General features: G+C 32.9%; 12 protein-coding genes. 6 read left to right on the forward strand and 6 right to left on the reverse strand.

The window, feature by feature from the left end; all coding sequences use genetic code 11:
• Positions 1–314 precede the first annotated feature (314 nt).
• Positions 315–1946, reverse strand: a complete 1632-nt coding sequence (gene rho / locus AAC024_RS14285; protein ID WP_339896175.1) for a transcription termination factor Rho — start codon at positions 1944–1946, stop codon at positions 315–317.
• A gap of 183 nt (positions 1947–2129) precedes the next feature.
• Here rho and AAC024_RS14290 point away from each other — a divergent pair, with 183 nt between their 5' ends.
• Complete coding sequence (locus AAC024_RS14290; protein ID WP_339896176.1) at positions 2130–2540, forward strand: DUF4293 domain-containing protein; 411 nt, start codon at positions 2130–2132, stop codon at positions 2538–2540.
• A 225-nt stretch (positions 2541–2765) separates the two neighbouring features.
• On the opposite strand, the gene AAC024_RS14295 is transcribed toward AAC024_RS14290, so the two are convergent.
• Together AAC024_RS14295 and AAC024_RS14300 are read right to left on the reverse strand one after the other, a co-directional pair.
• Positions 2766–3194, reverse strand: a complete 429-nt coding sequence (locus AAC024_RS14295; protein WP_339896177.1) for a peptidylprolyl isomerase — start codon at positions 3192–3194, stop codon at positions 2766–2768.
• Between the two features lie 337 nt (positions 3195–3531).
• The gene (locus tag AAC024_RS14300; protein ID WP_339896178.1) at positions 3532–4044 is read right to left on the reverse strand and encodes a metallophosphoesterase family protein; all 513 of its coding nucleotides are present in this window, start codon (positions 4042–4044) and stop codon (positions 3532–3534) included.
• A 308-nt stretch (positions 4045–4352) separates the two neighbouring features.
• On the opposite strand from AAC024_RS14300, the gene AAC024_RS14305 reads away from it, so the two are divergent.
• The 3 genes from AAC024_RS14305 (at position 4353) to AAC024_RS14315 (ending at position 10482) form a co-directional block, all read left to right on the forward strand.
• Positions 4353–7568, forward strand: coding sequence for a type ISP restriction/modification enzyme (locus tag AAC024_RS14305; RefSeq protein ID WP_339896179.1), 3216 nt, complete (start codon positions 4353–4355; stop codon positions 7566–7568).
• A gap of 400 nt (positions 7569–7968) precedes the next feature.
• Positions 7969–8712 carry a tRNA pseudouridine(38-40) synthase TruA gene (gene truA / locus AAC024_RS14310; protein ID WP_339896180.1) on the forward strand — a complete coding sequence of 248 codons (744 nt, stop codon included), beginning with the start codon at positions 7969–7971 and terminating at the stop codon, positions 8710–8712.
• Complete coding sequence (locus AAC024_RS14315) at positions 8713–10482, forward strand: ABC transporter ATP-binding protein (RefSeq protein WP_339896181.1); 1770 nt, start codon at positions 8713–8715, stop codon at positions 10480–10482.
• Positions 10483–11444: 962 nt separating this feature from the next.
• On the opposite strand, the gene AAC024_RS14320 is transcribed toward AAC024_RS14315, so the two are convergent.
• The 3 genes from AAC024_RS14320 to folP form a co-directional block, all read right to left on the reverse strand.
• The gene (locus tag AAC024_RS14320; RefSeq protein WP_339896182.1) at positions 11445–12230 is read right to left on the reverse strand and encodes a diadenylate cyclase; all 786 of its coding nucleotides are present in this window, start codon (positions 12228–12230) and stop codon (positions 11445–11447) included.
• Between the two features lie 35 nt (positions 12231–12265).
• On the reverse strand, positions 12266–12922 hold the full coding sequence (locus AAC024_RS14325; RefSeq protein WP_339896183.1) for a hypothetical protein: 657 nt from the start codon (positions 12920–12922) through the stop codon (positions 12266–12268).
• A 73-nt stretch (positions 12923–12995) separates the two neighbouring features.
• Positions 12996–13820 (reverse strand): dihydropteroate synthase, encoded by an 825-nt coding sequence (gene folP, locus AAC024_RS14330; protein ID WP_339896184.1) that lies wholly within the window; start codon positions 13818–13820, stop codon positions 12996–12998.
• Positions 13821–13969: 149 nt separating this feature from the next.
• On the opposite strand from folP, the gene AAC024_RS14335 reads away from it, so the two are divergent.
• Both AAC024_RS14335 and AAC024_RS14340 read left to right on the forward strand, forming a co-directional pair.
• On the forward strand, positions 13970–14509 hold the full coding sequence (locus AAC024_RS14335) for a DUF1599 domain-containing protein (protein WP_339896185.1): 540 nt from the start codon (positions 13970–13972) through the stop codon (positions 14507–14509).
• Between the two features lie 38 nt (positions 14510–14547).
• Positions 14548–14768 (forward strand): four helix bundle protein (locus tag AAC024_RS14340; protein ID WP_339896186.1); only part of this gene is annotated, 221 nt, incomplete at its 3' end.

Below are 14768 nucleotides of genomic sequence, written 5' to 3' on the forward strand. Positions count from 1 at the left end.
GTTAAAAGCACGCTAAATGTCAACGGACTTATTACTGCCAACTGCGGACTAACCCGCGTTAGGGATTGCAGTGGCATCCTTTTTAAAAGTAGCGCACTATTAATTTTGTGTTGAACTATTAAATAAGCAGATAGTCACGTCCATTTGTCCTGGTTATGACGTTTTAAAAAGATATAACGGAAAGCCCGACCCTTTTCGGGTAACGCCCAAATTATAAAACAAAAAAAAGCCCTAACAATAATATGTTAAGGCTTTTTCTAGTTTGAGTTAGTTATAGTTTACCGTCTTCACGGGAATAAAAAATTATTTTCTAATTAACCATTCATAGAAATTAAAAACTCTTCGTTGTTTTTAGTTTGCTTGAAACGTTCGTTAATGAATTCCATAGCTTCAACAGGATTCATATCTGCAAGATACTTGCGCATTACCCACATACGTTGAATAGTCACTTTGTCTAATAAAATATCGTCGCGACGCGTACTTGAAGATGTCAGGTCGATAGCAGGGAAAATTCTACGGTTAGATATTTTTCTATCTAACTGAAGTTCCATATTACCTGTTCCTTTAAATTCTTCAAAGATTACTTCGTCCATTTTAGAACCTGTTTCTGTAAGTGCCGTAGCGATAATGGTAAGCGAACCTCCATTTTCAATATTACGAGCGGCACCAAAGAAACGTTTTGGTTTGTGTAAAGCATTAGCATCAACACCACCACTTAATATTTTACCTGATGCAGGTTGCACGCTATTATAAGCTCTAGCCAAACGCGTGATAGAGTCTAATAGAATAACTACATCGTGTCCACATTCTACTAATCGTTTTGCTTTTTCAAGAACAATATTTGCGATTTTCACATGCTCGTGAGCCTCTTTATCAAAGGTAGAAGCAATAACTTCTCCACGCACATTACGTTGCATATCTGTGACCTCTTCAGGACGTTCATCAATTAGTAAAATCATTTGATAAACCTCTGGATGGTTCGCTGCAATAGCATTGGCCACATCCTTTAGTAACATGGTTTTACCAGTTTTTGGTTGCGATACTATCATACCACGTTGTCCTTTACCAATAGGCGCGAACAAATCCATAATTCTAGTAGATATTGTACTTTGCCTTTCTGCTAAGTTGAATTTTTCTTGCGGAAATAATGGTGTTAAATGCTCGAAAGATACACGATCTCTTACAACATTTGGATTCTGACCATTAATTCTGATCACCTTAATTAAAGGGAAATATTTTTCGCCTTCTTTTGGCGGGCGCACATGCCCTAAAACAGTATCTCCAACTTTTAAACCAAATAATCTAATTTGAGATTGCGATACATAAATATCATCAGGTGATGACAAATAGTTGTAATCTGATGAGCGTAAAAACCCATAACCATCTTGCATGATGTCTAAAACACCTTCACTTTCAATAATAGCATCAAACTCAAAATCAGGATCACGATAACGGTTTCTTGTATCTTTATTACCCTTATCAACATTACCGTTTTTCTGATTTTTATGCTGATTTTTATCAGGTCTTGGATTTGGTTTTTTCGGGTTATCGTTACGCGGTCTTGGATTTGGCTTATGTACCGGCTTTTTTTCTTCTTTATTTTGAGGAGCTTCAGCTTTTGTTACTGCTTCAGTTTTTGGGGTAGCTATAACTTCAGGCTTGTTTTCTGTTACTTTATCGTTATTTTGTTGTTGCTCGTTTTTTACAGGTTTTTGGACACGCTGTCTAGGTTTTCTAGTAACTGGTGTTGCATTTTTTGTTTCTACAGAAGTAGTTTCTGGAGTTACAACGGCTTTTACTGCTTTTGGATCTGCAGCCTGTTGATCTAGTATTTGGTATACTAAATCTAATTTTTTCATTGCACGATACTTTGGGACGTTCAATTTTTTTGCAATCTCCTGTAAATCAGCGAGTTTCTTTTCTTTTAATTGTGAAATTTCAAACATTTATGTTTAATTGAATATTTTATTTGAATACTAAGTTTAGTTATTCTGAAAAATGATTTTTAAATCTTGAAGAATTAACCGCTTGTAAGTGCGATTGTTGTGAATTATTACTGCAATAATACAACTTTATTTTATTTTTTAATATTAATTCTATTATTTTTGCGGTCTAGATAATAAATTTATATGTTACAACGCATACAAACTATATACCTTTTATTAGCCGCTGGAATTTCAGCAGGACTCATTTTTGTGTTTCATTTATGGATTACAGATGCAGGTGTAAACGTATTTGCGAAAGACGACATGCTTTATTTAGGATTGTTTCTAGGTTCAGCAGTATTGTCTTTAGTAACCATTTTTATGTATAAAAATAGGAAGTCTCAATTTGTAATGGGGCGACTTAACATCATATTAAACTTTATTTTACTAGGATTTTTCGTGTATCAATCACTAAATGTATCTGGAGAGACGGCGGTTTCTGAGAAAGGTATTGGGATGCTTCTCCCTATTGTTTCTATCGTGTTATTGGCTTTAGCCAATAAGGCCATCAAGAAGGATGAAGAACTTGTAAAATCTGTTGATAGGTTACGATAAACCTTACATCTTAGTAGTATTAGTGTGAAAAACCCAAAGTGAAAGCTTTGGGTTTTTTTATTCTCCTCTGGAGGGGAAATTAGCGGTGTTTTTATTCCTCCCTTAATCCCTCCGAAGGAGGAAAACTGTTATGGGCTACGCTCCTTATTTTATTGGGATTGAGTGTTCCCTTCCCTTCGGGAAGGGCTAGGGATGGGATTAAGGATTTAGGAAGGGCTTCTCTTTTTATTTTATTTCAACAAGCTCTAATTCAAAAGTTAAATCTTGTCCAGCTAATGGGTGATTAGCATCAGCAATAATATGATCTTCGTTAACTTCAGCAATTCTAAATTGTACTTCTCTACCATCTTCACCTTTCGATGCGAGTCCCATTCCTACTTCTGGAGCCATATCTGGCGGAAGTTGTTCTTTTTTTACTTCGTATAACAATTCCTTTTGCACCTCGCCATAGGCTTCAGCAACAGGAATTTTAATTGTTTTTTTCTCGTTTAATTCCATAGTCATAATACCTTTCTCAAAACCAGGAATAAGCATACCTTGACCTAGAGTTACTTCCAACGGTTCTCTGTCTATCGAGCTATCAAAAACTTGACCATTGCTTAATTTTCCTGTGTAATGTACTTTTACCGTATCATTTTCTTTTACTTGACTCATAAATAATAATGTTTACTGTTTTTATAATAAGTCAGTAAATTTACAACTTATAAGGCAAAAAGGAGGCGCTTTTGTTGTATCACTTAAACTGATTACGAGTTTTTTAACAGAATTATAACAAGCCTTTGGGCGTTACCCCGAAAAGGGGTCGGGCTTTACGTTCCAAGTCCTCGCTCCCAAAAGGTCGCTGTGGGCTTTCTACTGCAATCCCTAACGCAAAAAAAAGCCTCCCTTAATCCCTCCGAAGGAGGGAAACACGAAACTTTATAAAAACGTAAAAAACTATACAGGAAAGTATGCCACAACAGTGAGAAAGTCCTCCCTGTTTGGGGAGGATTTAGGAGGGGCTCTTAGGATGCCTCACCGGAAACTCAATAACCTCCAAATTATCAATCTTTTTTCCATCAATGGTAAAACGAAGCATGGTTCTTACCTTATGAAATCCATGTTTACCAACCGCACCAGGATTCATGTGGATTAAGTTTAGTTTTTTATCAGGCATCACTTTTAAAATATGCGAATGCCCGCAAATAAAAAGTCTTGGCGGGTTTATTTTTATGGCTTCACTCACTCTAAGATTGTATTTTGGCGGATAACCGCCAATATGCGTTATCCAAACATCCACATCTTCACACATAAAACGGTTATGTTCTGGGAATTCTAAACGCACTTCAGCATCATCAATATTACCGTAAACGCCGCGTAAAGGTTTTAGGGCTTTAATAGCATCGGTAACTTTTAAACTACCCATATCTCCTGCATGCCAAACTTCATCAGCTTGTTTTACGTACTTTAAAATGTCGTCGTCAATATAACTATGTGTATCAGAGAGGAGTAATATTTTTGTCATTTATTTATAGCAGTAATTTATGTTGGTAAAGTTATCGATAATTGTTTGAATGTTTTGTAATCAACATAACGCATTGAAACTTTACTATGTCTTAGTATCATTATCGTATATTTTCGTGTCCTAACGTATCATTTTACTCAAATTTATATTGAATGTTTCTTTTGATTTTGTCAGAAAAAATGTTGAATTTCGTTTTTGTGGAATATAATACACTTCAATATTTTCCTATCCGTTTGAATTAAGTTGCTTATACGAAAAACAAACAAAGAGTAATTTTAGACAATGAAGCCAAAGATTAAAAATAGAAAATGACAATAAAAGAATACGTAGATATAGTAAGCAAACGACTTCAATCTGGAATATCAAGAGAACATTCTTATAGAGGTGACCTAGAAACTTTAATTAGAGATTTAGTTGAGGGAATAGAAATAACAAACGAACCTGCAAACGTTACTGATTGTGGGAATCCAGATTATGTAATTACTAAAGGGAAAATTCCAGTTGGTTATATTGAGGCAAAAGATATTGGGAAAGACTTAAATAGTAAATTATACAAAGAGCAATTTGGACGTTATAAGAAAGCACTTGATAATCTGATAATTACAGATTATGTTTGGTTTCAATTCTTTCAAAACGGAGAATTAATTCACGAAATAAAAATTGGAGACATTGAAAACAATTCAATCAAACCAATTCTCGAAAATTTTTCAAAATTTGAGAACTTAATAAAAGACTTTTGTACTCACGTTGGACAAACCATTAAATCGTCAAAGAAATTGGCAGAAATGATGGCTGGAAAAGCCCGTTTGTTACAAGATATTTTAGAACGTGCCATAACATCTGATGAAGAAACACAGGAAAACACCTCATTAAAAGGGCAATACGACACCTTTAAGCAAATACTAATTCACGATTTGCAACCTAAAGGTTTTGCAGATATTTATGCGCAAACTTTGGCGTATGGCATGTTTGCAGCAAGATTGCACGATCCAACTTTAAACGATTTTAGCAGACAAGAAGCGGCAGAACTCATCCCAAAATCCAATCCGTTTTTGCGAAAACTATTTGGTTATATCGCAGGGCCAGATATAGACGAGCGTATTGTAACTGTAGTTGATAACCTTGCAGAAGTTTTTAGAGCCACAAATGTTGAGCAGTTATTGATGAATTTTGGTAAAAGCACACAAACCCAAGACCCAATAATTCATTTCTACGAAACGTTTTTGGCGGAATACGACCCTAAATTACGAAAAGCAAGAGGTGTTTGGTACACACCAGAGCCAGTTGTAAATTTTATAGTTCGAGCAGTAGATGATATTTTAAAAACTGAATTTGATTTACCACAAGGATTAGCAGATACCAGTAAAACAAAAATTAAAATAAATACGGATGTTGCAGATAAACGTTCGGCAACCGGTTACAAACAAATAGAGAAAGAGGTACATAAAGTACAAATACTTGACCCAGCAACGGGAACAGGAACATTTTTAGCAGAAGTTGTAAAGTTTATCTACAACAAAAACTTTAAAACCATGAAAGGTGCTTGGAGTGGTTATGTTGAAGAACACTTAATACCAAGACTAAATGGTTTTGAGTTGTTAATGGCTTCCTACGCTATGGCACATCTAAAATTAGATATGTTATTAACCGAAACGGGTTACAAATCCACTAAAAATGAACGTTTAAACATTTACTTAACCAACTCGTTAGAAGAACATCATAAAGACACAGGCACTTTATTTTCAAATTGGTTAAGTAGTGAAGCTAATGAAGCTAATCACATAAAACGTGATACACCAGTTATGTGTGTGATTGGAAATCCGCCTTATGCTTCCAGTAGCACTAATAATGGAAAATGGATTGAAACACTTTCAGATGATTATAAAAAAAACCTAAAAGAAAAAAGCTACAATTCTTTGTCTGATGATTATATAAAGTTTATCCGTTATGGTCAATATCATATTGACAAAAACAGATCTGGTGTTTTAGCTTACATCTCAAATAATAGTTTTATTGATGGTGTTACTCACAGGCAAATGAGATTGAGTTTACTAGAATCATTTGATAAGATTTATATTATAGATTTACATGGCAACTCTAAGAAAAAAGAAACTTGTCCTGATGGTTCCTTAGATCAAAATGTATTTGACATTATGCAGGGTGTGTCAATTAATATATTTGTCAAAAATGGTAAAAAACAAAAAAACGATTTAGGTAAAGTATTCCATTATGATCTCTATGGCAAAAGAGATAGTAAATATGAATTCTTAAATAATAGTTTTTTAAACTCTATTAGTTGGGTAAATCTGAAATATAGAGAACCGAATTATTATTTTGTACAGCGCGATTATAAAGCTTTAGAATCATATAACAAAGGTTTTAGTATTGAAACACTCTTTACCAATAACGCGACAGGGCTTAAAACTGAACGTGACATTTTTACTATAAAATTAACTAAAAAGGAATTAGATGAAGTCTTATTTGACTTAAGAAATTCTGATATTGAAAGTATCAGGGTTAAGCATTATTTGAAGCCTGATGGTAGAGATTGGACTTTAAAAAACGCAAAGGAAGATGTTTTAAATAATAAATCTGGTATTAGGACTATGGTACATTATCGTCCTTTCGATAATAGGTACACATATTACACAAGTAAGTCTAAAGGATTCATGGCTTACCCAAGAAACAAAATCATGGATCATCTAATTAAAGAAAACATTTGTTTTGTAACAACAAGGTTAAATCGTGGTCTTAGTTCAGCTTATAATTTTGTTAGTAAAAACATATTGGATTTACATCTTTTAGATAGTGCAGCTGATTCACTTCAGGCTTTTCCTTTATATCTGTATCCAAATTCAAATGGACAACAAAGCATTGAAAAAAAATTAAAAAGAACGCCAAACCTTAATTTGGTTATTGTTAATAAAATTGCTAAGAATTTAGGGTTAGATTTTAAGGATGAAAGCACTTTAAAAGGCTCTTCAAATAAGAGTCAAACCTTTGCTCCATTAGACATATTAGATTATATATACTGCATAGTTCATTCACCAAAATATCGTAATAAATTTTCAGAATTTCTAAAAAAAGATTATCCCAAAATACCATTTCCAAAAAATCAAGAAACTTTTTGGCAGTTAGTAAAACTAGGCAAAGAAGTAAGACAAATTCATCTTTTAGAAAGTGATAAAATTGAAGATTATATTACTAGTTATGAAATGGCAGAAGATGCCGAAAATGATCATAATGTGATTACAACAAAAATTGGTAAGAAAGATTGGGAAATAATTGACGAGGTAAAGCAATTGGGTAGAATTTGGATAAACGAAAGCAAGTATTTTAATAACGTGCCTTTAACAGTTTGGGAGTTTTACATTGGTGGGTATCAACCCGCACAAAAATGGTTAAAAGATAGAAAGGGCAGCCAATTAAAATATGAGGATATTTTACATTATCAGAAAATTATAGTTGCCCTTTCTGAAACGGACAGAATAATGAAAGACATTGATAACATAGATATTGAATAAAACACCTCCCTCAATCCCTCCTTTTTAGGAGGGAAGCGTTTCTGCTTCGATTTTAATTTATTCTATAATCTACAACAGTAAACCGCAACAGTTTCCCCTATAATTAAGAGGGGATTAAGGGGTGTGTGTTTTTTATAGTTAAACATCGTCTTTTAATTCTATAGATTCCTGCCTTCGCAGGAATGACAAAACATGGCGAATAAGACTTTAGCTGGCGGATAGATGCGTTAGGGATTGCAGTGGAAAGCCCACAGCGAAGTATGAGCGAGGACTTGTAACGTAAAGCCCGACCCTTGGGTAACGCCCAAGTTTGAAAACTGATTTAATATTTTATTAAGACTTCCCTTTTTTTAGGACCGTCAAATCTAGTTATCTTTGTGGCTTGATAAAAACAAAAGTGTTGCGATATTTTATAGAACTTTCTTATAATGGCAGCGGGTATCATGGTTGGCAAAATCAACCGAATGGTATTACTGTTCAGGAAGTTGTTGAGACCGCCTTATCGACTTTGCTTAATGAGCCAGTTGCTATAATGGGCGCAGGACGTACCGATGCTGGGGTGCATGCCTCACAAATGTTTGCGCATTTTGATACGGCTATTGTTTTTGAAGCGCATGATTTAATTTTTAAGCTGAATTCTTTTTTGCCAAACGATATTGCTATTGCCACTATTTTTGAGGTGAAACCTGAAATACATGCACGTTTTTATGCCTTGAGTAGAACGTATTTGTACCGTGTGAGTGTGAATAAAAATGTGTTTACGTTTAATGATAGTTTTTTTGTGAAGCAGGCTTTGGATGTTGATAAAATGAACGCCGCTTCGAAAATTTTATTGGAGTATAAAGATTTTCAATGTTTCTCGAAAAGTAAAACGGATGTAAAAACGTATCATTGTGATATCATGCAAGCGGAATGGATGGTTAAGGATGATGAGCTTCATTTTGTTATAAAAGCCAATCGTTTTTTACGAAATATGGTAAGAGCCATTGTTGGCAGCATGATTAACATTGGGTTGGGTAAAATGGATGTTGATGAATTACATACCATTATAAAATCTAAAAATAGGAGTGAAGCTGGGTTTTCTGTTCCTGCCCACGGCTTATATTTAACTAATATTGAATATCCAAAAGATATAATACTATAGATGAGTAAAACGAAAGAAAGTATTTTTGATTTTAATCTTTTTAAGCGCCTTTTTAAATACATAAAGCCTTATAAAGCAGTTTTCTTTGGGTTAATTTTACTGGTCGTTTTGTTGGCTATTTTTAGTGCTGCAACCCCATATATAACCAAATATGCGATAGATGATAGTATTACAAATAGGATTGAAAAAGACTTTTTGTTTTATATTCTACTCATGCTTGTCGTTTTAGTGCTGCAAACCGTTTTTCAGTTGTTATTTATTTATTATGCGGCTTGGTTGGGGCAAAATTTAGTGATGGATGTGCGTGTGAAGTTGTTTGACCATTTGCTTCGTTTTAAAATGAAGTATTATGATAATTCTTCGGTTGGGTTACTTATAACAAGGGCTGTGACTGATATGGAGCGTATTGCTGATATTTTTGGGCAAGGACTTTTTATGATTTTTAAAGACTTATTGGCTATGGCTGTGGTTTTTGGAGTTATGGTGTATCTTAATTTCAAGTTGAGTCTTATTGTTTTTATCATGTTGCCTTTATTGCTTTACGCCACGCGAATTTTTCAAAAGTATATGAAAAAGGCTTTTGAGGAAGTGCGTACAGAAGTGTCTAATTTGAATTCCTTTGTTCAAGAGCGGTTAACGGGCATGAAGATATTACAATTGTTTACGCGTGAAGATGTGGAATTAAAGAATTTTAAAGCTATAAATGAACGCCATAAAAAAGGATGGATTAAAACCGTTTGGTATAACTCTATCTTTTTTCCTTTGGCTGATTTATCGTCATCAATAACCATTGGCTTGGTGGCTTGGTATGGCGGATTGAATGTGGTTTTGGAAAACAGTACGGTATCGCAAGGTGATTTAATTGCTTTTATCATGTTTGTGCCGATGTTGTTTAGACCATTGCGCCAAATTGCAGATAAGTTTAATACGCTGCAAATGGGTATGGTAGCGGCAACTAGAGTATTTAAAGTGATTGATACCACGTCTCAGATTGATGATACAGGAACGCATGTTGCTGAGTCTTTTAAAGGTAATATCAAGTTTGATAACGTCCATTTTAGTTATGTTGAAGATGAAGAAGTCTTGAAAGGGATTTCTTTTGATGTGAAAGCAGGAGCAACGGTTGCTATTGTTGGCGCTACAGGAGCTGGAAAATCGACTATTATTAATTTACTGAATCGTTTTTATGAAATTGGTGCTGGTGTTATTTCAGTAGACGATATTAATATTAAAGACGTGACTTTATCGTCATTAAGAACTCAAATTGCTGTGGTATTACAAGACGTATTTTTGTTTGCCGATACTATTTTAAATAATATTAAGCTAAATCATCCAGAGATTTCAGAAGAACAGGTATATCAAGCAGCAAAAGATATTGGCATTCACGATTTTATTATGGCCTTACCTGATGGTTACCATTATAATGTAAAAGAGCGTGGTGTGATGTTATCTTCTGGTCAGCGTCAATTGATTTCGTTTTTGAGAGCTTATGTTGCTAATCCGAGTATTTTGGTTTTAGATGAAGCGACATCTTCAGTTGATTCATATTCAGAGCAACTCATCCAGAATGCTACCGATAAAATTACTAAAGGCAGAACCTCAATAGTTATTGCCCACCGATTAGCGACCATTAAAAAAGCAGACAAAATTATTGTTATGGATGCTGGTAAAATTGTAGAACAAGGCACACACAAAGAGTTACTTAAAAAAGAAAATGGGTACTACAGGAACTTGTATGAGGTGCAGTTTTTACAGGAGGAAGTGGCTTAGTTTATAATTATTTGGGAGTAAAATCCTGTAAATTCATACTTCCTGTAAGGATTAAAATACCCACTACTAAAATTGATATTCCTATATATAATATAAAAAAGAGTACCAAAAACAATAAACTTTTCAGAATTAATTCACTTATACTTAACTCAAAAATACGCTTAAGCAAAAAACAGTGATAGAAAAAGACTAATACATACATTGCAAAAGAAAAAAGCAGATATTGGTTTGGTATAATCAATAAGATTAATTGCCCTAAAATTACAGAAACTAAAGAAAACAGAGACATGCTGTATAAGTATAAGACAATATGCTCGGTAAAATTATAGGCTTTTTTATGAAATATGATAAAAGAAATAATAGCAAAAAAGGGAATTAAAGCAGAATATATTAGTGAGCTGTATTCTAGACTATTAGCAGTAATTTTCTGCGTCATATTTTGAGACACTTCATTACTATAAACATTAGAGATACTTGAAAAGCCTAAATATTTTAAATAGAATTTTTTTATAAAAAAAATGGATAAACCAGTTAATGTAAGCGATAATCCAAAAAAACTAATAGGGTTAACATATTTTTTTCTTACCCCATTTACATAACTCCCAATAACATCTTCGGGCTTTTTAATTAGTGTCTGGACGGAAACAGACGATTTTTATAATTTGAATTATTTTTGATGTCATTTTTGTTTAGTTTTTATGAGTTGATGCCTTAGTATCAAGCGATTAAAAATAAACTGAAAGGGCGCAAAAAGAAACAAATTTAATTTTGCTGTGTTTCCGTCCAGACACTAATTAAGTAAATAATAGTTCGGAATAACTTATTGTCATAGTTCAAAAAGGTTTCACTGATGTGTTCAAATAAATTTTTAAGAGTTAATCGGTTTCTTATAACTCTACCTCCACAAGCGGTGCAGTAATTACTTTCAGTGGTTAATATGGTGCTACAGTTTTTGCATTCCATTAAGCTAAATCATTTTTAATTATTTCATTAAGCTCCTTGATATCTTCGTAAACTACAAATTCACCATCTTTAAAATATGAAATATGGCCCGTTTCTTCGCTTACAGCAAGTGCTAAAGCATCTGTTTTTTCGGTAACGCCAATGGCGGCTCTATGACGTAAACCAAAACGTTGAGGCATGTTTTTTTCATTATTTACAGGAAGAATAACGCGTGTTGCTTTCACAATATTATTGCTAATAACAATAGCGCCATCGTGTAACGGACTGTTTTTAAAAAATATACTTTCTATAATAGGTTGAGTTACTTTAATATTCATTTCATCACCAGATTGTGATAAGAAATCTAAATTATTATTACGTTCAAAAACTATAAGCGCGCCAGTTTTAGACACCGACATTTTGTTGCAAGCAGATATCACAGCATCAACATCAGTTTCATCATTAGTTTCTGTTTTTAAGAAATTAATTTGCTGTAAAAACTTGCGTCGCCTGCCAAAATTTGTAGAACCAACCATAAGTAAAAATTTTCTGATTTCTGGCTGAAAAACGACAATTAGGGCGATAATACCCACTTTCATAAATCCACCAAAAATACCAGTAAGCAGTTCCATATTCAGGAAATCAGTTAACCTCCAAGCGCCATAAATAATAATAATTCCAATAAAAATATTGATGGCAACGGTGCCTTTAATTAATCTGTAAGCATAATAGAGGAGTAGTGCTACTAAAATAACATCTATAATATCTACAACAGTAAATTTTAAAAGGTCTTTAAAAATATCCAATAGTGATGGGTTTTGGTAAATTTAGTAAAATATGGTTAATTAAAAATGAATTCTTTATCTAATACTTTGGATTGTTTCAAATTAACATTTTTTATAATTGACTTATATTCAATGTAGTTTTGAAAAGAAAGATCTTCATTGAAATTCAATAAAATCATACCATTAATTTTATCAGTTTTTTTTAAGTAAAAAGATAAGCTGTCTTTTGTTATTTCTGTTATAAAGGTTTTTAAACTTTTGCTGGCAATAGTTATTTTATTGTTTGTTTCAAAACCAATTGCTGTTGAATTACTTTCATCTTGAACATTTGAAAGTTCTCCAGAGTAATCATCTAAAGATTCATTGTTGTAAATAACATCCGTAAACTCAATAAACCCTAAATTCTTTCTACTTATATCATTACAAGTAAAATAGTTTTTGGCTTCTTTGTTTTTATGACTTGAGTTATTTTTTTTATCCTGTAAATATTTAATATGCGGAATAGCTTGTTTAAGTGTTAAGCGTTTATCTACATTAATCAACCAATTTGTGGTGCTAATTAGGTTTTTTCTATTGAGTTCAACACTGTCTTTTTGAGTTTCATCATAAAATAAATAGGCATGCGAAACATCTTGTATCTCTGAAATTTCAGAATGACTTATTTCTGGTAATAGGAGTGCTTTTTCATTTCCGCAGGAAAACAAAAAAAACATTAGAACTATTAACGCAACAGTTTCCCTCCTAAAAAGGAGGGAGTAAGGGAGGTGTTTAGCAATTATTTTCATTTTAAGAATTTAAAGATTCAATCAACTTTATACATTCCATAGCCTCTTTAACATCATGAACTCGTAAAATAGAAGCGCCTTTTTGCAAAGCAACGGTATTTAGAACCGAGGTTCCGTTTAATGCTTCATTAGCGGAAGTTTCTAAAGTTTTATAAATCATTGATTTTCTAGACATTCCAACAAGCAAAGGACTTTCAATCATTTTAAAAAGCTCTAATTTATTTAATAATTCAAAATTCTGCTCTAGTGTTTTTGCAAAACCAAAACCAGGATCAATAATAATATCAACAATGCCTAAAGCTTTAGCAGTTGCTATTCTTTCAGAAAAATAAAATAAAACAGCTTTTATTAAATTATCATAATCCGTTTGTTGCTGCATGTTTTTGGGTGTTCCTCGCATGTGCATCATAATATAAGGCACATGTAAATCAGCAATAGTTTGTAACATATTTTCGTCTAATTTTCCAGCAGAAATATCATTAATCATACAAGCACCAGCAACAATACATCGTTTTGCAACTTCACTTCTAAATGTATCTATGGAAAGTAATGTTTCAGGAAATTCTTTTAAAATCAACTTAACAATTGGAATTATGCGCTTTAATTCATCAATTTCACTAACATGGTTTGCATTAGGGCGAGAACTGTAGGCACCAACATCAATAAAAGTAGCACCTTCGTTTAGCATACGCCCAACATGATTTAAAATGTAGCCTTCGTTTTTATGAGTACCACCATCATAAAATGAATCAGGGGTAATGTTTAAAACCCCCATCACTTTTGGTGACGATAAATCTATGAGTTTGCCTTTGCAATTAATAGTCATAATCTTAAAAATTCCAATGTTTTAAAAATCAAATTCCAAACCTAAAACTTTAAATTTGAAACATCAAAAGTAGTCTTCAAAACTTTAAACCTTAAACTTTTGAACTTTGAACTATTTAAGCGAAATTTACACAAAATTCATTTCAATTCATGCAAGATACTTCAAAACAATACGATGCCGTAATAGATACCTGCAAAAGTTTATTTATTAAGAAAATGGGTGATTACGGAAGTGCATGGAGAATCCTAAGGTTACCATCACTAACTGATCAAATTTTTATTAAAGCGCAACGTATTAGAAGTCTTCAGCAAAATGATGTTAGAAAGGTTGATGAAGGAGAAGCAAGTGAATTTGTTGGCATAATCAATTACTGTATTATGGCATTAATTCAGTTAGAAAAAGGAGTTGTTGAACAACCCGATATGTCTACCGAAGAAGCTGCAAAATTATACCAAGAAAAAGTAACAGTTACAAAACAGTTGATGGAAGATAAAAACCATGATTATGGCGAAGCATGGCGAGATATGAGAGTAAGTAGTTTGACTGATTTAATTTTGCAGAAGTTATTACGAGTTAAACAAATTGAAGATAATGAAGGCAAAACAGTGGTAAGTGAAGGGATTGATGCTAATTATCAAGACATGATTAACTACGCTATTTTTGCCATGATTCATTTGAATGAAAATTAAATAAATTCCAAAATTCAAAAACTAAATTCCAAAATGGTTTGAGTGAAAATAAAACTTATAATTTAGAATTAAGAACTTATGAATTTGCTAGAGATTGTCGTTTTTTAATAAAAGATTTAAAAAAGACTATTTCTAATATAGAAGATGGGAAACAACTGGTTAGATCTTCAGGTTCTGTTGGAGCGAATTACATAGAAGGAAATGAGAAGCTTGGTGAAAAAGATTTGAAATTTAGAATGAAAATTTCAAGAAAAGAGGC

It is taken from the genome of uncultured Algibacter sp., from assembly GCF_963976535.1.
Lineage (GTDB): Bacteria > Bacteroidota > Bacteroidia > Flavobacteriales > Flavobacteriaceae > Algibacter_B.

Coding starts and splice junctions, on each gene's coding strand:
- rho (WP_339896175.1), bottom strand. CDS start 1,946: ATGTTTGAAATTTCACAATTAAAAGAAAAGAAACTCGCTGATTTACAG.
- AAC024_RS14290 (WP_339896176.1), top strand. CDS start 2,130: ATGTTACAACGCATACAAACTATATACCTTTTATTAGCCGCTGGAATT.
- AAC024_RS14295 (WP_339896177.1), bottom strand. CDS start 3,194: ATGAGTCAAGTAAAAGAAAATGATACGGTAAAAGTACATTACACAGGA.
- AAC024_RS14300 (WP_339896178.1), bottom strand. CDS start 4,044: ATGACAAAAATATTACTCCTCTCTGATACACATAGTTATATTGACGAC.
- AAC024_RS14305 (WP_339896179.1), top strand. CDS start 4,353: ATGACAATAAAAGAATACGTAGATATAGTAAGCAAACGACTTCAATCT.
- AAC024_RS14315 (WP_339896181.1), top strand. CDS start 8,713: ATGAGTAAAACGAAAGAAAGTATTTTTGATTTTAATCTTTTTAAGCGC.
- AAC024_RS14325 (WP_339896183.1), bottom strand. CDS start 12,922: ATGTTTTTTTTGTTTTCCTGCGGAAATGAAAAAGCACTCCTATTACCA.
- folP (WP_339896184.1), bottom strand. CDS start 13,820: ATGACTATTAATTGCAAAGGCAAACTCATAGATTTATCGTCACCAAAA.
- AAC024_RS14335 (WP_339896185.1), top strand. CDS start 13,970: ATGCAAGATACTTCAAAACAATACGATGCCGTAATAGATACCTGCAAA.